At 61.7% G+C, this 16,482-nt stretch carries 20 protein-coding genes; 6 read left to right on the top strand and 14 right to left on the bottom strand.

Translation table 11 applies throughout. The features are described 5' to 3' along the window. Positions 1 to 44: 44 nt before the first annotated feature. The gene (locus tag J3P79_RS15980) at positions 45 to 2,582 is read left to right on the top strand and encodes a PAS domain-containing protein (protein WP_434604044.1); all 2,538 of its coding nucleotides are present in this window, start codon (positions 45 to 47) and stop codon (positions 2,580 to 2,582) included. 48 nt (positions 2,583 to 2,630) lie between these two features. Next, positions 2,631 to 2,906: a peptidylprolyl isomerase gene (locus J3P79_RS15985; RefSeq protein ID WP_019690952.1), complete on the top strand. Its 276-nt coding sequence runs from the start codon at positions 2,631 to 2,633 to the stop codon at positions 2,904 to 2,906. Positions 2,907 to 2,952: 46 nt separating this feature from the next. Here the strand turns inward: J3P79_RS15985 and J3P79_RS15990 are convergent, their stop codons facing one another. From J3P79_RS15990 to J3P79_RS16025, 8 genes are all read right to left on the bottom strand, one after another. Beyond that, a complete protein-coding gene (locus J3P79_RS15990) occupies positions 2,953 to 3,870 on the bottom strand; it encodes a sugar kinase (protein WP_434604047.1) in 918 nt (305 codons plus the stop codon). Between the two features lie 60 nt (positions 3,871 to 3,930). Then, the gene (locus tag J3P79_RS15995) at positions 3,931 to 5,148 is read right to left on the bottom strand and encodes an amino acid deaminase (RefSeq protein WP_434604050.1); all 1,218 of its coding nucleotides are present in this window, start codon (positions 5,146 to 5,148) and stop codon (positions 3,931 to 3,933) included. A gap of 29 nt (positions 5,149 to 5,177) precedes the next feature. After that, positions 5,178 to 5,942, bottom strand: a complete 765-nt coding sequence (locus J3P79_RS16000; protein WP_434604053.1) for an IclR family transcriptional regulator — start codon at positions 5,940 to 5,942, stop codon at positions 5,178 to 5,180. 164 nt (positions 5,943 to 6,106) lie between these two features. Continuing rightward, positions 6,107 to 6,496: a RidA family protein gene (locus tag J3P79_RS16005; protein ID WP_434604056.1), complete on the bottom strand. Its 390-nt coding sequence runs from the start codon at positions 6,494 to 6,496 to the stop codon at positions 6,107 to 6,109. Between the two features lie 25 nt (positions 6,497 to 6,521). Next, a complete protein-coding gene (locus tag J3P79_RS16010; protein ID WP_434604059.1) occupies positions 6,522 to 7,310 on the bottom strand; it encodes an amino acid ABC transporter ATP-binding protein in 789 nt (262 codons plus the stop codon). Beyond that, on the bottom strand, positions 7,307 to 7,969 hold the full coding sequence (locus J3P79_RS16015; protein ID WP_434604062.1) for an amino acid ABC transporter permease: 663 nt from the start codon (positions 7,967 to 7,969) through the stop codon (positions 7,307 to 7,309). Before J3P79_RS16015 ends, J3P79_RS16010 begins: the two co-directional genes overlap by 4 nt. A gap of 9 nt (positions 7,970 to 7,978) precedes the next feature. Further along, positions 7,979 to 8,641, bottom strand: coding sequence for an amino acid ABC transporter permease (locus J3P79_RS16020; RefSeq protein WP_325917904.1), 663 nt, complete (start codon positions 8,639 to 8,641; stop codon positions 7,979 to 7,981). A 54-nt stretch (positions 8,642 to 8,695) separates the two neighbouring features. Further along, entirely contained in the window at positions 8,696 to 9,544 is an 849-nt protein-coding gene (locus J3P79_RS16025) for a transporter substrate-binding domain-containing protein (RefSeq protein WP_039589480.1), read from the bottom strand. Positions 9,545 to 9,925: 381 nt separating this feature from the next. Between J3P79_RS16025 and J3P79_RS16030 the strand changes: the two genes are divergently transcribed. From J3P79_RS16030 to J3P79_RS16040, 3 genes are all read left to right on the top strand, one after another. Continuing rightward, a complete protein-coding gene (locus J3P79_RS16030; RefSeq protein ID WP_434604066.1) occupies positions 9,926 to 10,333 on the top strand; it encodes a hypothetical protein in 408 nt (135 codons plus the stop codon). A gap of 77 nt (positions 10,334 to 10,410) precedes the next feature. Then, positions 10,411 to 10,857 carry a thioredoxin family protein gene (locus J3P79_RS16035; protein WP_434604069.1) on the top strand — a complete coding sequence of 149 codons (447 nt, stop codon included), beginning with the start codon at positions 10,411 to 10,413 and terminating at the stop codon, positions 10,855 to 10,857. A gap of 106 nt (positions 10,858 to 10,963) precedes the next feature. Continuing rightward, positions 10,964 to 11,461, top strand: coding sequence for a DUF3916 domain-containing protein (locus J3P79_RS16040; RefSeq protein ID WP_434604071.1), 498 nt, complete (start codon positions 10,964 to 10,966; stop codon positions 11,459 to 11,461). Positions 11,462 to 11,475: 14 nt separating this feature from the next. Here J3P79_RS16040 and J3P79_RS16045 read toward each other — a convergent pair whose 3' ends face one another. Beyond that, complete coding sequence (locus J3P79_RS16045; protein WP_434604074.1) at positions 11,476 to 11,868, bottom strand: GFA family protein; 393 nt, start codon at positions 11,866 to 11,868, stop codon at positions 11,476 to 11,478. A gap of 30 nt (positions 11,869 to 11,898) precedes the next feature. Next, positions 11,899 to 12,825, bottom strand: a complete 927-nt coding sequence (locus J3P79_RS16050; RefSeq protein WP_434604077.1) for a LysR substrate-binding domain-containing protein — start codon at positions 12,823 to 12,825, stop codon at positions 11,899 to 11,901. 133 nt (positions 12,826 to 12,958) lie between these two features. On the opposite strand from J3P79_RS16050, the gene J3P79_RS16055 reads away from it, so the two are divergent. Continuing rightward, positions 12,959 to 13,360: a RidA family protein gene (locus J3P79_RS16055; protein ID WP_434604080.1), complete on the top strand. Its 402-nt coding sequence runs from the start codon at positions 12,959 to 12,961 to the stop codon at positions 13,358 to 13,360. Here J3P79_RS16055 and J3P79_RS16060 read toward each other — a convergent pair whose 3' ends face one another. The 4 genes from J3P79_RS16060 to J3P79_RS16075 all read right to left on the bottom strand — a co-directional run bounded on the left by J3P79_RS16060 (position 13,361) and on the right by J3P79_RS16075 (position 16,373). After that, positions 13,361 to 13,840 (bottom strand): VOC family protein, encoded by a 480-nt coding sequence (locus J3P79_RS16060; RefSeq protein ID WP_434604083.1) that lies wholly within the window; start codon positions 13,838 to 13,840, stop codon positions 13,361 to 13,363. Positions 13,841 to 13,906: 66 nt separating this feature from the next. After that, entirely contained in the window at positions 13,907 to 15,208 is a 1,302-nt protein-coding gene (locus J3P79_RS16065; RefSeq protein WP_434604086.1) for an Nramp family divalent metal transporter, read from the bottom strand. A 147-nt stretch (positions 15,209 to 15,355) separates the two neighbouring features. Beyond that, positions 15,356 to 15,595, bottom strand: coding sequence for a hypothetical protein (locus J3P79_RS16070; protein ID WP_434604089.1), 240 nt, complete (start codon positions 15,593 to 15,595; stop codon positions 15,356 to 15,358). Beyond that, positions 15,588 to 16,373 (bottom strand): MlaA family lipoprotein, encoded by a 786-nt coding sequence (locus tag J3P79_RS16075; protein WP_434604092.1) that lies wholly within the window; start codon positions 16,371 to 16,373, stop codon positions 15,588 to 15,590. Before J3P79_RS16075 ends, J3P79_RS16070 begins: the two co-directional genes overlap by 8 nt. Positions 16,374 to 16,482: the final 109 nt, after the last annotated feature.

The raw sequence follows: 16,482 nt of genomic DNA on the forward strand, positions 1-16,482 counted from the left end.
TAGTTGAAGCCGCAGCATCGACATGACATCCAGGGATTCCCGTGATGAATGCAGTACCTGCCAGCAGCGACACACAGCAGTTGATCGCCCGTCTGGACTGGACCTCCAGCCCGCTGGGCGTCAAAGAGACATGGCCCCAGAGCCTGCGCACCGCCGTGGACATCGTGGTCCATTCGCCGATGCCGATGGCCGTGCTGTGGGGGCCACAGCTGATCCACCTGTACAACGACGCCTATGCCCGGTTGGTCGGCGACAAGCACCCCAGGGTGTTTGGCCAGCCCACCCACGCCGCCTGGCCCGAACTTCGCGGCGAAACCGAAGGGATCTATCGCAGCGTGTTGCAAGGTCGGACGCGCACCTGCCGCGACCAACAATGGCGCATGCCGTTTGGCGGCCGCCTCTGTGATGTCTGGCTGGACCTGACCTACAGCCCGGTGCACGACGAAAGCGGCAGCGTGGCCGGTGTCCTGGTCACCGCCATCGAGACCGGCGAGCGGCGGCGCCTGGCGCAGGAATTCGAACGGCGCTCCGAGGCCAGCCTCAAGGCCCAGCAGGAAAGCGAAGAACGCTTGCAACTGGCCCTGGCGGCCACCGATGCGCTGGGCACCTGGGATTGGGACATCAGCGAGGATCGCTTCATCGCCGACGCGCATTTTGCCTTGCTCCATGGCGTCGACCCGAACCTGTCGCGCCAGTTGCCCATCAGCGCCTATCTCGAAGGCGTTCACCCGGAAGATCGGGCGATGGTCGCGCGCAGCATCAAGCATTGCATCACCCATGGCACCGAATATGCCGAGGAGTACCGGCTGCTGCAGCCCAACGGCGAGTTGCGCTGGGTGTTCGTGCGCGGGCGCTGCTACAAGGATCGCCATGGCCGGCCCAAACGCTTTCTCGGGGCAGCGTTGGACCTGACCGAACGCAAACGCACCGAACACGCCCTGCGCCAGAGCCAGACCGAGCTGCAGCTGATCATCAACGCCATGCCGGTGCTGATCAGCTACGTCGATCGCGAGGAACGTTTCCGGCTGAACAACAGTGCCTACTTGAGTTGGTACGGGCTGACCCCGCAAGAGCTCTATGGCAAAACCATCCGCGAAGTCATCGGCGACGAAGCCTACGCTGCCCGCGCCGAACAGATCGCCGGTGCCCTGGCGGGCAAACCGTGCAGCTTCACCGTGGAGTCCGCCCACCGCGACGGTCGGCCGCGTCATGCGTTGATCAATTATCTGCCACGCCGCAGCGGTGACGGGTCGGTGAACGGCTTCTACATTTTTGTGATCGACGAGACCGAGCGCAAGAAAACCGAGGAAGCCCTGCGCCACCTCAACGAAACGCTGGAAGAACGAGTGATCGCCCGCACCCAGCAGCTCGCCGAAGCCAACCACCGCCTGCAAAGCGAAATGTTCGAACGCGAACGCGCCGAAGAGGCGCTGCGCCATGCGCAAAAAATGGAAGCCGTGGGCCAGCTCACCGGCGGCATCGCCCATGACTTCAACAACATGCTCACCGGCATCCTTGGCAGCCTGGACCTGATGCAGCGCTACATCGCCTCAGGCCGCGCCGCCGAAATCGGCCGTTTCACCGAGGCAGCCATTTCCTCGGCCAATCGCGCCGCCGCCCTGACCCACCGCCTGCTGGCTTTCTCCCGACGCCAGTCGCTGGACCGCAAGCCGTTGGACGCCAACACGCTGGTGCACTCGCTCGAAGACCTGCTGAGCCGCACCACCGGCGATCACATTGTGCTGCGGCTGCAATTGGCCGGCGAGTTGTGGCCGGTCAGTACCGATGCCAGCCAATTGGAAAACGCCCTGCTCAACCTGGTCATCAACGCCCGGGACGCGATGCCCGATGGCGGCGAGTTGACCATCGAAACCGCCAACGTCTACCTCGACGGCAGCGATATCAGCACGCTGGAGCCCGTCAAGGCTGGCGACTACGTGATGATCGCGGTGCGCGACAACGGCAGCGGCATGACCCCCGCCGTGCTGGCAAAAGCCTTCGATCCGTTCTTCACCACCAAGCCCATCGGCCAGGGCACCGGCCTCGGGTTGTCGATGATCTACGGCTTCGCACAGCAATCCGGCGGTCACCTGAGCCTGGACAGCGTCCCGGGCCAAGGCACGCGGGTGCAGCTGTACCTGCCGCGCCTGCATGTCGCGCCGGCTGAACAGGCCACGGAGCCCTCGGTCACCGATGCGCCGGCGGCCATCGCCGGGGAAACCGTATTGCTGGTGGAAGACGAACCGGCGGTGCGCATGCTGGTACTCGACCTGCTCGCCACCTTGGGCTACACCGCCCTCGAGGCCGAGGACGCCAAGCGGGCCCTGGTTCTACTGGAGTCCGAGCAACGCATCGACCTGCTGGTGACTGATGTCGGCCTGCCGGGCATGAATGGCCGGCAATTGGCGGAAATCGCCCGTCAGCACCGGCCCGATTTGAAAGTGCTGTTCATGACCGGTTATGCGCAGAAAGCCACCGAACGCCAAGGATTCCTGGACCGGGGCATGGACATGGTCGCCAAGCCGTTCACCCTGGACCTGCTGGCGAACAAGATTCGGGCGATGATCAACCATGACCACTGACTTGAGGCATAATCGCCGCCCTTTCGCCCCGTTCAGGTCTGTGCCGCAATGAAAGCCCAAGCCCGCCATATCCTGGTGAAAACCGCCGAAGAAGCCGAACAGCTCAAGCAACGCATCGCCAAGGGCGAGGCATTCGACGTATTGGCAAAGAAATACTCCACCTGCCCCTCCGGCAAGCGCGGCGGCGACCTGGGCGAAGTGCGGCCTGGGCAGATGGTCGGCGCCATCGACGCGGTGATCTTCAAGAAACCGCTGCGGGTGGTGCACGGGCCGATCAAGAGCAAGTTCGGGTACCACCTTGTGCAGGTTTTTTACCGGGATTGAAGCGATACCGGCTCTTGCCACAGGGCTCCTCTGGCTTGCGGGGTAATCAGTCCTTGGGTATCAACGCCCCCGGCACCTGGATCACTCGACTCGCCAACAAATGCCCGGCCTCGGCCGCCTCCGCCGGACTGCCGCCCAGCAAGCGGCTCGCCAGGTAGGCGGCGCTGAACGAGTCCCCCGCCGCCGTCGTGTCCACCACACGCTCCACCCGTTGCGCCGGCACCTCGTAGAACTGGCCGTCGCAACGGATCAGGCAGGCCTCGGCACCGCGCTTGAGCACCACCTCCGGCGTACCGAGTTGCCCATAGGCCGCAAACACGGCGTCACTGTCGGCATGGCCGAACAGCGCCTGTTCGTCATCTACCGTCAGCAACGCCAGCTCGACGTAGGGCAACACGCTGCGGTAGGCCGTCCGGGCCGCCTCGACCGAAGCCCAGAGCCGTGGCCGGTAGTTGTTGTCGAACACCACTTGGGCACCCCGTCGCCGCGCCTCGATCAAGGTTTCGATGAGTTTGCGCCGGCCCTGCTCGCCAATCACCGCCAGGGTGATGCCGCTGAAATACAGCACATCGTAATCCGGCAACGCGGCCAGGATCGGCGCGGCGACCGGCGTGGTGAAACACTCGCGCACCGCAGCCTCGTTGCGCCAGTACAGGAAGCGCCGCTCACCGACCGCATCGGTCTGGATGCAATACAGGCCCGGCAGGCGTCCGGGCAAACGCTGGACCCTGTCCAGGCCGATATTCTCTTCAGCCCAGCTGCGGCACATGGCATCGCTGAAAGAGTCGTCGCCCAGGGCGGTGACGTAATCCACCACGCCCTTATCGCCCAAAGCGCGGGACAGGTACACCGCAGTGTTCAGGGTATCGCCGCCGAAGCTTTGCTGCAGGCTGCCGTCGGCGCGGTGTTGCAGTTCGATCATGCATTCGCCGATCAGGGCGATGCGGGGTCTGGCGTTGCTCATGTGTCATCCTGATATATCAGCGGTGTCTTGCAGGCCGCTTTCGCGACTCGGTCCCAAGCCTTAGAAACAGGTTTCCATGCTTTCAACCACCCGCAACTGCTCATCCACCAGACACCCCACCCGCCACTTGTCGAACGTCAGGCACGGGTGGGAAGTCCCAAACGCAATGATGTCGCCCACCCGCAGCTCAACCCCCGGCGCCACGGTCATGAATGCATGCTGGTCCATCACTGCGGTCACCTTGCAACTGCTGACGTCATCGCCCACCACCGAATCCGATCCCGGCTTGTAGCGCTTGAGCGGCACCGGCAAACCGGCGTCGTAGGCCACGTCGCGCTTGCCCAGGGCGATCACCGCGAAGCCCGGCTCCGGCAGCGACTGCACGTGGGCCCAGACTTCCAGGGCCGGGCGCAGGCCTTCGTGCAGGTCGCTACGGCGTTCCAGCACGCAGCACTGGGCCTGTTTGTAGATGCCATGGTCATGGGCCACGTAACTGCCGGGGCGCAGCACGCTAAGAAAGCGTCCCTGGGCATTGCGAGCTTCGAAGGATTCGGCGATCAGGTCGTACCAGGCCGAACCCGAAGCGGTGATGATGGGTTTGGCAATGGCAAACGCGCCGCTGTCCTGCAACTGCATCGCCAGCCCCACCAGGGACGAGGCGAATTGACGAATGCCGCTGATGGCATGTTCGCCGTGGATCACCCCTTCGTAACCTTCGATGCCGGTCAAGGCCAGCGCCGGTTGTGCGCCGATCGCCTCGGCCAACGTCAACACCTCGGCTTCGGTCCGGCAACCGCAACGACCGCCGACAACACCGTACTCGATCATCACGTTGAGCCGCACGCCACGAGAGGCGAAATAGGCGCCCAGGTCAGCGACATTGTCCGGATGATCGACCATGCAATGGAACTCAAACGCCGGGTCGGCCAGCAGATCGGCGATCAGCGCCATGTTGGGTGTGCCGACCAGTTGGTTGGCCATGAGCACCCGCCGCACGCCATGGGCGTAAGCGGCACGGGTCTGCACCGCGGTGGCGAGGGTCAGGCCCCAGGCGCCGGCCTCGATCTGGCGACGGAACAGCGCCGGGGTCATGCTGGTCTTGCCGTGGGGCGCCAGCTCGGCACCGCTGTCACTGACGAATTTCTGCATCCAGCGGATGTTGTGTTCCAGCGCGCCGCGATGCAGCACCAGCGCCGGCAGGCTGACGTCCCGCAGCAAATGGGCGCCCACGGCAGCGGCGCCCTTCTCGACGCCCGTGTTTTCAATGGCAGAAGACATGTTCGAACTCCTCATACAGCCACGGCTGTCTATTCGTTGATGCGACGGGCCAGGTTGTTGGCGCTTTCGATCAGCACCCGGCGGTAGTCGGCGTAATTGTTCTTGGCGTCCGCTCTGGGGGCGACGATGCACAGGGTCGCGATGGCCACGCCGCTGGGGTCTTTGACCGGTGCGGCGAAGCAGTGGGTGAAAGTGTCGGCAACGCTGTCGAACGAGAAAAACCCGTCGAGACCGGCCTGGCGGATTTCCTTGAGAAATTGCTCCAGGGACAGGCGCTCGCCGTCCGGCAGGATGAAGTCGTCAGGGTCGATCAAGTCGACGATTTGCTGGTCGCTCAAATGCGCCAGCAGCAGGCGTCCGGACGCGGTCCAGGGAATCGGCGCGTTTTCACCGATGTCCGAGGAAATGCGGAAGTGCCGCTCGCCTTCCTTCATCAGCGCGACCGTGTATTTGCGCCCGTTGAGCAGGCACATCTGCGCCGTTTCCCGGGTCTGGCGCACAATGTCCTGCAAGGCCTGGTCAGCCTCGCGACTCAGGTCGAAATGCCGCAGGTGCGCCTGGCCGAGGAAATACAATTGGCGACCCAGATACACGTGGCCGTCCTTGCCCACCGGCTCCAGGATGCGCCGCTCCAGCAGCGACGCCACCAGTTCATAGACCGTGGACTTGGGGCTGCCGATGCCGCTGGCGATATCGTTCGGCCGCAGCGGCTGGCCGATTTCCTTGAGGAAATCGAGGATATCGAACGCCCGATCCAATCCCCGGGCCCGGCGTTTGATGGTGTCTTCGGTCATGTCTATGATTCCTGATTTTCACACATAGTCGCACGTATCTTTATTGTGGCGAGGGAGCTTGCTCCCGCTCGACTGCGCAGCAGTCGCAAAGAATGGGCCTGCTGCGCAGGCCAGCGGGAGCAAGCTCCCTCGCCACGTAAAGCGACCTCGCCACAACAGCGTGCTCAGCCTTTTTTCTTGTAGGCCACACAATCGATCTCGACCTTGCAATCGACCATCATGCTCGCCTGCACACAGGCCCGGGCCGGGGCGTTTTCCGGGCTGAAATATTCACCGAAGACCTTGTTGAAACTCCAGAAGTCCCGCGGGTCTTCCAGCCAGACACCGCAGCGCACGACGTCTTCCAGGCCATAACCGGCTTCTTCAAGAATGGCGATCAGGTTCTTCATGGTCTGGTGGGTCTGTTCGACGATGCCACCAACGATGATTTCGCCGTTCACTGCCGGCACCTGGCCGGACACGTGCAGCCAGCCATCGGCCTCCACGGCGCGGGCGAAGGGCCGAGGCTGGCCGCCACCTGCGGTGCTGCCGGTGCCGTAGCGCGTAATGCTCATGGGTATCTCCTTGTTGAGTGGACAATTAAAAACGAGTGTTCTTGAGGAATTCCGCCAGGCGCGGCGATTGCGGTCGCTCGAACAGTTCCTTCGGCGGTCCCTGCTCTTCGATGCGGCCCTGGTTCATGAAGACAATCTTGTCCGAGACCTCGAAGGCAAAGCGCATCTCATGGGTCACCAGCAGCATGGTCATGCCGTCTTCGGCCAGGCCCTTGATCACATTCAAAACCTCGCCGACCAGTTCCGGATCGAGCGCAGATGTCACTTCGTCAAACAGCATCAGGCTCGGGTTCATCGCAATCGCCCGGGCAATCGCCACGCGCTGCTGCTGGCCGCCGGACAACTGACCGGGAAAGTGATCGCGCCGTTCCAGCAGGCCAACCCGCTCCAGCCATTTTTCGGCCAGGGCGACGGCTTCGTCCTTCGGCAGTTTTTTCACCTTGAGCAGGCCCAAGGTGACGTTCTGCAACGCGGTCAGGTGCGGGAACAGATTGAATTGCTGGAAGGCCATCCCGGTCATTGCCCGGTGCCGGGCGATGACTTTCTCAGGGTGACGCACACGCTTGCCGTCCACCTCGTCATAACCGATGGACTCGCCGTCGAGCACGATCCGGCCGCCCTGGAACTCTTCCAGCATGTTCACGCAACGCAGCAGCGTGGTCTTGCCCGAGCCACTGGAACCGATCAGCGTGACCACATTGCCGCGCTGCATGCTCAGGTCCACGCCCTTGAGCACTTCCAGCGGGCCGTATTGTTTGCGCAGGCCGCGAATGTCCAGCAGCGGTTGGGCGTTGTTGAGGGAAACGTCAGTCATGGCAAGGCCACCCGCTTTTCAATGCGCCGCCCGAGCAACTCGATGGCGTAGTTGATGATGAAAAAGAGAAACCCGGCGAACAGGTAGAACTCCAGGGTCATGAAATTCCGGGCGATGACCTGCTGGGTGCTGAGCAGCAGCTCGGCGACGCCGATCACCGACAGCAAGGTCGAGGCCTTGACGATTTCGGTGGAGGAATTGACCCAGGTTGGCAGGATCTGCCGCAGCGCCTGGGGCAACAGCACGTAACCCAGCGCCTGGTAGAACGTCAGGCCGATGGCCTGGCTCGCTTCCATCTGCCCACGGGGCAACGCCTGCAAGGCGCCGCGCACGATCTCGGCCACGTGGGAGCCGCAGAACAGCGTAAGGCCCAGCACGCCGGCCTGGAACGCACCGATCTTCCAGCCCAGGGCCGGGGCCATGTAGAAGCAGGCCAGCACCAGCACGAACACCGGTGTTCCGCGAATCAGGTCGACATAGAAACGAAACGGCGCGCGCATCCAGACTCGCCCGTATGTCAGGGCCAATCCGGCGACAACACCGATCAAGGTGCCCAGCACAATCGCCAGCACCGAACTTTGCACGCTGGTCAAAAACCCGCTCCACAACGCGTCCCGGGCGATCCACAACTCATGCAACCAACTGGGGGATTCGTACATGGGAAACTCCTAACGGCGGATCGCCAAACGCTGCTCGAAATACCGCAGCAGCATGGCAATGAGGTAGCAGGCCGCGACATACAGGGCCGTGGTCACCAACCAGGTTTCGATGACCCGGTAGCTCTCCACGTTGATTTTGCGGGCGTAATAGGTCAGCTCAGGCACGGCAATCGCCGCCGCCAGGGAGGTGTCCTTGAACAGCGAAATGAAGTTGTTCGACAAGGCCGGCAACACGTTGCGCAGCATCACCGGCACGGTGACGTAGGCCTTGACCTGCCACTCACCCAGGCCGATTGCCAGCCCGGCTTCACGCTGGCCCTTGTGGATGCTCAGCAGCCCACCGCGAAACACTTCGGTCAGGTAGGCCCCGGCGTACAGCGACAGCGTGATGACGAACGACGGCAGCTTGTCCAGGCGAATGCCCAGGCTTGGCAAGGCGAAGTAGATCAACAGGATCAGCACCAGGATCGGCGTATTGCGGATCACCGTGACATACACCGAAGCCAGCACCCGCAGCATGCGATGTTTGCTGAGCAGCGCGAACGCCATCGCCAGGCCGATCACGCACCCGATGGCGATCGATACCAGCGCCAGGGAAAGCCCCAGGCCCAGCCCCGCCAGCAGCGTGTCGAAATCGCGCCAGACGGCGGCAAAGTTCAACTGATAATTCATGGTCGGCAGCACCTTCGACGGAGCGCCCTCAATGGGCGCCCCGGGCTCACGGGATCATTTGAACTCAACAGGGAAACCGATCGCCGGCGACGGCAGGTCGACGCCGAACCACTGCTTGAACGACGCCGCGTAGGTCGGGAATTCCACGCCGGTCATGGCCTCATGCAGGGTGGTGTTGACGAAGTTCAGCCAGTCCTGGTCGCCGCGCTTGACCGCACAGGCGTAGGTTTGCGGGCTCCAGGCGTAGGCCGGGCTGCGGTAGCGTCCAGGGTTCTGCACCATCAGGTATTTGACCGAGGACTGGTCGGTGGCGGCGGCATCGGCGCGGCCGGAGTTCACGGCCTGGTACATCAGGTCGACGCTGTCGTACTGGTCGACCTTGGCCTTGGGCAGCGCCTGGTGCACCAGCTCCTCGGCGTAGACGTTCTGCAGCACGGCCACGGTGACGTCATCATCTGCGGCCTTGAGGTCTTCGATTTCCTTGTACTTGCTGTTGGCCGGCAACAGCAGACCCACGCCTTCACGGTAGTACGGCAAGGTAAACGCCACCTGCTGGGCGCGACTGGCGGTGACGGTGATGAATTGGCAGCTCATGTCGACCTTGTCGGTCAGCAGGTTGGGAATGCGCGCATCGGAAGACTGCACCACGAACTCGACTTTCTCGGGATCGTTGAACAGGCCCTTGGCGACCATTCGGGCGATGTCGATATCAAACCCCTGCAACTTGCCATCCGCTCCCTGGAAGTGCCACGGCGCATTGGTACTGCCCGTGCCCACGATCAATTTCCCGCGTTGCAGCACGCTGTCCAGCTTGCTATCGGCCGCCTGGGCGACACCCATGGCAGCCGTCGTGGCCGCGAAGAGAAAAACACACGCTTTGAACAAGGAAGGTCGGCATTGCATGGCAAGCACTCCAGAGTGAGTTTATTCCGCTATACCGGAACATGGTATGTAACAACGGAATAGACAGCAGAAAGTGTGCCAGCTAAATGCGTTTTGTCAAAACCCTTGGGGATTCATGAAGTTAGTTTTCATATCGAATTATTTGAGAGTGGCACGAACCCTCCTGGCGCTACCGCAGGCCACAGCGTGAGTCGCAACGCCACTTTTCGGCGCACACACCCAATGTCCCGCGAAGCAATACACAGCCTTCGGTCGGAAACACCTGCACCACTGTCAAACCTGACAGTTGTGCCTTGGCTGCTTGCCGGTTCGAATGGACCCGTTCAGACGAAGAAAGCGGTTCCCTGTCGTCGGAACTCTCAATCAATAAGGAGTGTTCTCATGTCACTTAAAGCTAAAACAACGAACCTGTTACTCAACGGCGATTTCAGCGACGGAGCGCAGCACTGGACGACAGAAGGAAACGTAGAATTCAGAAAAAATATGTGCGCAATGGAACTGGGAAGTTCTGCCTTTCAAACCGTAAATGTCGCTTCGACGGGGGAGTTTCGCTTCTCGGTGAAAATGAAGACAGCAAGCGGGTCTGCTGCAAAAGCGACTTTAGTGGCAAATCCTTCAGGAGCGGAAAAAAGTCTATCCGTTAGCGGAAATCAGGATTGGACTGCTGAGACCTTTCTTTTTGCAGCCCCAGACGACACGAACAGCATTACGGTCAAACTGGAGGGAAATGACGGCCAAACCGGAAAGTTGGGCTCATTTTTTGACGATCTGAGACTGGAATATCGATAGGTCTAAATGGCTGCCCTCGTGGCATTTTGGCGGTCTTCTTCCAGGTCGCTGCTTGGTTAGTCAATGGGGGCCGCCGCATGGACTCCACCGTCACCCAGTTCATCTCATCAGTCGATTACCGCAAAGTCCTCAAGACCTGGCGTCCGGTGGTCTTCTATTTCGGCCACCCGCATTGCTACGCCTGCGGGATGGCCGATCCGCTGTTCTGTAAAGTCGCCGAGACCTTCAAGACTCGGGCCGTGATCTACAAACTCAGCACCGATCAATCGCCCCGGCACCCGGAGGTCACCGGCACGCCCACTGTGTTGTTCTATAAAGACGGGAAGCTGCGCCGCAAGCTCAAGGGCATCGGTGACCCGGCCTCGTTCGTCCAGATCTTCACCGAGCTGGTCGGCCGGACCAAGCCCAGGCGCGTGCCGACACCGCGCCGCCATGATGTGCGCTGGCTGCGCCAGCAAATCCAAACCTTGTGCACCGCCCGCCGGGCGCGGGCGCTATTGAGGCTAAGGGCGACGCCTCGGTAACGTCAGGTATCGCTGGCATCAAATGAAACCGAATTGACCAGCGTTATCCTTGGATTGCCGCATTGGAGCCCGGAGAATGGCCGGCCTCATTTGGCAGGACACATCAATGCGGCAAATCAGCGTCAACGGGAAACCACTCAGGGGCCTGCATCGCCGCCTTCGCTCAATCGAGCGATGGGCGGCGAGTTTTGAAGGCAATTTCTATCCAAGGGAGGGGAATTACCGATATTCGAACTGGAAAATCCCGGTCCACGAACTGCTGGTCGAAGGCGATCAAGCCCGGATCGAAGTCCAGGCGTTCTGCGTCCAGCAGTTGCTTGAGGCTGCGGCCCACATATCCCGGGCGGCTGACCGCTCCGAAGGTTATTACCGCGTCGCCTGCCTGCTGACGTGGCCGTGGCTTTATGAAAGTGAAGTCACCATTTTCTATGACCAGGACTACTACCTGGGTTTTCTCAGCAACGCGAACGCGCTGGCGCCGCAACGGATCAGCGACAAGTTGGCGCTGCACGTCCCACCGCATTTCATTGAGCACGGACGTAACGTAGTCCACCCGGAAAACAACGTCACAGTCCAATGGTGGTGCATAGGCGAACCGGCCTGATCGCCTCGCAGGTCTTACTCCTCTGACCGCCCACTGCCCTCGCGATCACGCTCATACCGCCGCGCCAACGCAAACGCCGGCAGCCAGGACTCGCGGCGCACGGTCCAGCATTCGTAGGTGGGCTTCAGTTGGTCGGGGGCGTCGAGTGCGCCGAGGTGCACTTCGATTTCGTCACCGCTGCGGGCGAACAGCGACGAGCCGCAGTTGGGGCAGAAAAAGCGTCCGGCATAGTCCCGGGTTTCGCCCGTAACAGTCACCGCGTCCCGGGGGAACACAGCCGCCGCGAAAAACAACGCGCCATGGTGCTTGCGGCAATCCAGGCAGTGGCAAAGGCCGACCCGGTAAGGGCGGCCGGAGGCTTCAAGGCGAACGTTTCCGCATAGGCAGCCGCCGGTGAATCGTTCCATCGTTTTTCTCCTCTGCAATCGAGAAAAATGTCATGAGGCGTGTCGATCAAGGATAGGCGCATGTTGCGCCATCAGCTCCACCACCCAGTCGATGAACACCCGCAACTTGGCACTGATATGCCGGTTCGGCGGGTACGCCACGTACATCGGCATCGACTCCAGGTGCCAGTCTTCGAACAACGGCACCAACGCACCCTGGGCCTGGTGAATCCGCGACATGTAGGTGGGCAGCCAGAGTACCCCGAGCCCCGCCAGGCCGGCGGCCAGATAGGCATTGCCATCGTCGATGGCAAGCGCGTAACGCCCCTTGATGTGGAGGTGTTCGTCCTGTCTGTGCATGGCATAGGGCAAGGCTTTGCCGGTGCGTGCCCAGAGGAAACCGACGACGCGATGCTGGGAATCCTCCAGCTCGCGGGGATGAGCCGGGGTGCCCAGGCGCGCCAGGTAGCTCGGCGCGGCGAAGACGCCAAGGGCCAGGTCGCCGACGCGCCGGGCGATCAGCGATTGGTCCGTCAGCTCGCCGCCGCGAACCACGCAGTCGACGTTTTCATCGATCATGTCGACGATGCGGTCGCTCACGCCCATGTCGATCTGAATGTCCGGGTAACGCTCGTAGAAGGCAGGCAACGCCGGGATCAGGATCAGCGCCGCCAGCGGGCTCGGCACATCGACCCGCAACCGCCCTCGCGGTTGCGCCTGGGCGCCGGACAGGCTGGTCTCGGCGTCGTCCAGGTCGGCCAGCAGGCGAATCGCCCGCTCGTAGAAGGCCGCGCCGTCCGCCGTGACATTGACCTTGCGGGTCGTGCGGTTGAGCAACTTGACCCGCAGCCGCGCTTCGAGCTGTTGCACCAGCTGGGTCACGGTGGTTTTGCTCATGTGCAGGGTCTCGGCGGCCTTGGTGAAACTGCCCGCCTCGACGACACGTACGAACGCTTGCATCGCGTCGAAACGATCCATTTGCGCCTCGGATTGTTTGGGTTTGACAAACAGTGAACGCCAAGCTTGCCCGTTTATCGCCCAAGCACAAGCCCCTAGAGTTCTTTCATCACAGATTTCCGGCCGCTTGCGGCCCCATTGATGGAGACACCCCATGACACAGCGTGACGTCGTTTTCCCACCCGGACGCCAGGCACTTTATGAGCGCAACCGCTATTCGCCGGCGATTCGTTCCAACGGCTTGCTGTTCGTATCCGGACAGGTCGGCAGCCGCGAGGACGGCTCGCCCGAGCCCGTGCTTGAAGACCAGGTGCGCCGCGCCTTCACCAACCTGCAAGCCATACTCGCCGCCGCTGATTGCAGCTTCGATGATGTGATTGACGTGACCGTCTTCATGGTTGATCCGGAATCGATATTCGAACGGGTCTGGAGCGTGGTGCCGGAGTTCTGGGGTAACGCGCCGCACCCAACGCTGACGGCGGTGGGCGTGACGTGGCTGTATGGTTTTCAGTTCGAGATCAAGGTGATTGCCAGGTTGCCTGGAACCAGAAACTGACTATCCCTTCACTGCCGCCTCGATCGCCGCAATGTCGATCCTGGTCATGGTCATCATGGCCTCGAAGGCGCGCTTGGCGGCGGCTTTGTCGGGGCTGGTGATCGCCTCGATCAACACCCGAGGGCTGATCTGCCACGACACACCCCACTTGTCCTTGCACCAGCCGCAAGCGCTCGCCTGGCCGCCGTTGTCGATGATCGCGTGCCACAGGCGATCCGTTTCGGCCTGGTCGTCGGTTGTGACCTGGAAGGAAAAAGCCTCGCTGTGCTTGAACATCGCACCGCCATTCAAGCCAATGCAAGGGATGCCGATCACCGTGAAATCCACGGTGATCACATCGCCCTGGTTGCCTGACGGGTAATCGCCCGGTGCATGATGGATGGCGTTCACCGCGCTGTCGGGAAAGGTCTTGGCGTAGAACTGCGCGGCGTCCTGGGCGTCGCCGTCGTACCAGAGGCAAATCCTGTTCTTATTGTTCATCCGGATTCTCCGAAAGGGACTGGACCGTCAAGTCTAGCAGCCCCTCCGGAGGTCAATGACCCAGACTCAGGTGAACAGATCGACACCCAGTTGGAACGCCACCCACAACGCCAGGCCGGTCGCGAACACCAGCGCGATGTTCTCGAACAGGTTGTTGCGGTATTCCTTGCCCAGCAGGGACTTCTGGTTCGACATGATCAGCAGGCCCAGGGAAATCACCGGCAGGCCGACAATGTTCAGCGCGTTGACACCGATGGTCAGGGTCACGAAATCCGGCATGCCCGGCAGCGACCAGATCAATGGCGTGACGAGGATGAAGAGCATGAACCACTTGTGCATCGGGTCGCGGTGGAACTCCTTGCCATAGCGCTCGCGACGCTCGGGCCGCACGTGCTGGAAGGCGTCGGTGATCAACATCGGGAACGCCGTGGTCTTGCCGGAAATACTGGCGAACAGCGTGGCGAACACGCCGATGAAAAACACGTACCAACCGATCGAGCCGAAGAACATCTCCAGGGCTTTGCCCAGGTCGCCCAGGGTTTTCACCTCGATACCGTTTGGCCGAAGGATCTCCGCGCCGACGATCCAGATCGCGAGGTTGATGACGATCCCGACGAACACCGCAAACAACAGGTCGTTGCGCTGGATGCGCTTGTGCTCAGGGCCAACCCAGCCTTTCTGGCGCATGACATAAGGGTGGACGAAGTTGGCAATGGAACCCGCTACCGCGCCGATCACCGAGACCGCCACCAGCAGCGCACCGTGCACGCCTTCGTCGGGTGGAATGCTGAAGCCGATGGTGCCTTTGACGATCCCGGCGACATCCGGGCCGGACATGACCGCCAGGGCCAGGAAGGCCAAGGTCATGATCGCCAACAGCGCCTTCATCACGCCTTCGATCATCGAGTAGATATTGCGCCCGACGAGCATCCACACCGCCAACACTACCGCTACCGAACAGAGCAGTGGGTACTCGGTCTTGAGCAACATCGCCAGGGCCTCACCCGCGCCCTTGATCATGTAGGCATTCATCAGATGCCCCATGAGCAGCGCGTACCCCAGCAGGAACCAGGCGAAGAACGGATTGAGCTGGGCGTAGCCCTGGAGGATGGTCATGCCCTGGTTATTGCAGAGCTGGAAGCGCGCGATGATGTTGACGATCAGGTATCGCAGCAGCAGGGAAACCGCCAGCACCCACATCATTGCATAGCCATAGTTCGCGCCGGCCACGGAGGAAGTGATGAGGTCGCCGGCGCCCAGCCAGGACAGTACCGCGATGATACCAGGGCCAAGAAGCTTCAAGAGACGTACGAAGCGGCTCTGCGCAGGGGCCACGGCTTGGCCCTCGGCCGAAGGAATGCTCGACATGGATGGAGTCTCCGTTGTTTTTTTTGTGAGGAACGGAAACAGTCGACCATATTTCGTACGACATCGTACAACCAGAATCAGGTTGGAATTATGAAAAAATGTTTCAGCTTCCCGGCGTCGGTACCACGCCGGGCACGTCACTCATCGTCACGGCGCGCTGCCCTGCTCGCCGTTGTTGATCATCCAGCGAATCATGCTCGCCAAGGGCACGCGATAGTGCTGGGTTGCGCACAGGCTCGGTTGTTGCGGGTCATACCATTCGAGGTAGCGGCTGAGCAGCACGTGCTGGCCATCCTCGGCGAGCCGCAATTCGAGTTCGCGGCAATGCAGCGTGCTTTGGTCAATGGTTTTCACCCGCCGATGCAGGACCAGCGCCTGGCTATTCATCGGTGCCACCACCCTGCGGGCATTGCGGTTCGTCCTGGACGGCGCCCAGTTTGCCATCGGCGACAAAATCGGCTCGTCGTTGCGCAATGGCGTCGCGCAGCGCCACGTAATAGTCCGGTTGCTTGTGCAACTGATCGGTGAGCGGCAACGCCTCGGCGCGGCCATCGACGACCCCGCCCACGGTCTTGATCGTGCTCAGGGTCTGGACGGTATCGCTGTTATCGCCGAAGGGGTCCACCACGAAGCTCACCACCTTGCCGGTCGCGTCCCTCAGGTTGGCGGTGCCCAGCAGCGGCAGTTCGACGATCGGTCCGGGGGCGATGTCCCAGACACCGAACGTCTGGCCGAAATCCGACTCGTGGCGCGCAATGCCCATCTTGCCCGACACGTCGATCAGCCCGACGATGCCCACCGTGCTGTTGATGACGAAGCGCCCGAGGGTCGTGACCGAACGCTGCCCATTGCCTTGCAGCAAATCGTTGATAAATACCTTGGGCTCGCCGAAGTTGGCGACGAAGTTGTGTACGCCGGTCTGGAACATGTCCGGTAGTTTGCGATAGCCACGGGCAATGGGGGCCAGGGCGTAATCGTCCACGGTCCGGTTGAAGGCGAAGATGCCACGGTTCACCGGCTCGGCCGGATCATGCACGGCGTAGGGAACACTTTTGCAACTGCCCGGCTTGGCAGGGGGCGTACTGGTGCAACCGCTGGCAATTGCCGCCAGCGCAACGATGACGGTGGAACGAACAAGCAACGGCGCGGGTTTGGTGATCGGCATACAAGGCTATCTCGGGGAGGGATGGAGACGATACCAATCGGCCAACGACAAGGTTTCTGTGGCGAGGGGATTTATCCCCTCGCCACAGGTTCCGTTTGCCATCGTCTAA

The sequence above is a fragment of the Pseudomonas sp. R1-7 genome, from assembly GCF_051132105.1.
In the GTDB taxonomy this organism is placed as follows: Bacteria; Pseudomonadota; Gammaproteobacteria; order Pseudomonadales; family Pseudomonadaceae; genus Aquipseudomonas.

Excerpts from the sequence above, each read along its gene's own strand:
- J3P79_RS15980 (WP_434604044.1), top strand. The coding sequence starts at position 45 with ATGAATGCAGTACCTGCCAGCAGCGACACACAGCAGTTGATCGCCCGT.
- J3P79_RS15985 (WP_019690952.1), top strand. The coding sequence starts at position 2,631 with ATGAAAGCCCAAGCCCGCCATATCCTGGTGAAAACCGCCGAAGAAGCC.
- J3P79_RS15990 (WP_434604047.1), bottom strand. The coding sequence starts at position 3,870 with ATGAGCAACGCCAGACCCCGCATCGCCCTGATCGGCGAATGCATGATC.
- J3P79_RS15995 (WP_434604050.1), bottom strand. The coding sequence starts at position 5,148 with ATGTCTTCTGCCATTGAAAACACGGGCGTCGAGAAGGGCGCCGCTGCC.
- J3P79_RS16000 (WP_434604053.1), bottom strand. The coding sequence starts at position 5,942 with ATGACCGAAGACACCATCAAACGCCGGGCCCGGGGATTGGATCGGGCG.
- J3P79_RS16005 (WP_434604056.1), bottom strand. The coding sequence starts at position 6,496 with ATGAGCATTACGCGCTACGGCACCGGCAGCACCGCAGGTGGCGGCCAG.
- J3P79_RS16010 (WP_434604059.1), bottom strand. The coding sequence starts at position 7,310 with ATGACTGACGTTTCCCTCAACAACGCCCAACCGCTGCTGGACATTCGC.
- J3P79_RS16015 (WP_434604062.1), bottom strand. The coding sequence starts at position 7,969 with ATGTACGAATCCCCCAGTTGGTTGCATGAGTTGTGGATCGCCCGGGAC.
- J3P79_RS16020 (WP_325917904.1), bottom strand. The coding sequence starts at position 8,641 with ATGAATTATCAGTTGAACTTTGCCGCCGTCTGGCGCGATTTCGACACG.
- J3P79_RS16025 (WP_039589480.1), bottom strand. The coding sequence starts at position 9,544 with ATGCAATGCCGACCTTCCTTGTTCAAAGCGTGTGTTTTTCTCTTCGCG.
- J3P79_RS16030 (WP_434604066.1), top strand. The coding sequence starts at position 9,926 with ATGTCACTTAAAGCTAAAACAACGAACCTGTTACTCAACGGCGATTTC.
- J3P79_RS16035 (WP_434604069.1), top strand. The coding sequence starts at position 10,411 with ATGGACTCCACCGTCACCCAGTTCATCTCATCAGTCGATTACCGCAAA.
- J3P79_RS16040 (WP_434604071.1), top strand. The coding sequence starts at position 10,964 with ATGCGGCAAATCAGCGTCAACGGGAAACCACTCAGGGGCCTGCATCGC.
- J3P79_RS16045 (WP_434604074.1), bottom strand. The coding sequence starts at position 11,868 with ATGGAACGATTCACCGGCGGCTGCCTATGCGGAAACGTTCGCCTTGAA.
- J3P79_RS16050 (WP_434604077.1), bottom strand. The coding sequence starts at position 12,825 with ATGGATCGTTTCGACGCGATGCAAGCGTTCGTACGTGTCGTCGAGGCG.
- J3P79_RS16055 (WP_434604080.1), top strand. The coding sequence starts at position 12,959 with ATGACACAGCGTGACGTCGTTTTCCCACCCGGACGCCAGGCACTTTAT.
- J3P79_RS16060 (WP_434604083.1), bottom strand. The coding sequence starts at position 13,840 with ATGAACAATAAGAACAGGATTTGCCTCTGGTACGACGGCGACGCCCAG.
- J3P79_RS16065 (WP_434604086.1), bottom strand. The coding sequence starts at position 15,208 with ATGTCGAGCATTCCTTCGGCCGAGGGCCAAGCCGTGGCCCCTGCGCAG.
- J3P79_RS16070 (WP_434604089.1), bottom strand. The coding sequence starts at position 15,595 with ATGAATAGCCAGGCGCTGGTCCTGCATCGGCGGGTGAAAACCATTGAC.
- J3P79_RS16075 (WP_434604092.1), bottom strand. The coding sequence starts at position 16,373 with ATGCCGATCACCAAACCCGCGCCGTTGCTTGTTCGTTCCACCGTCATC.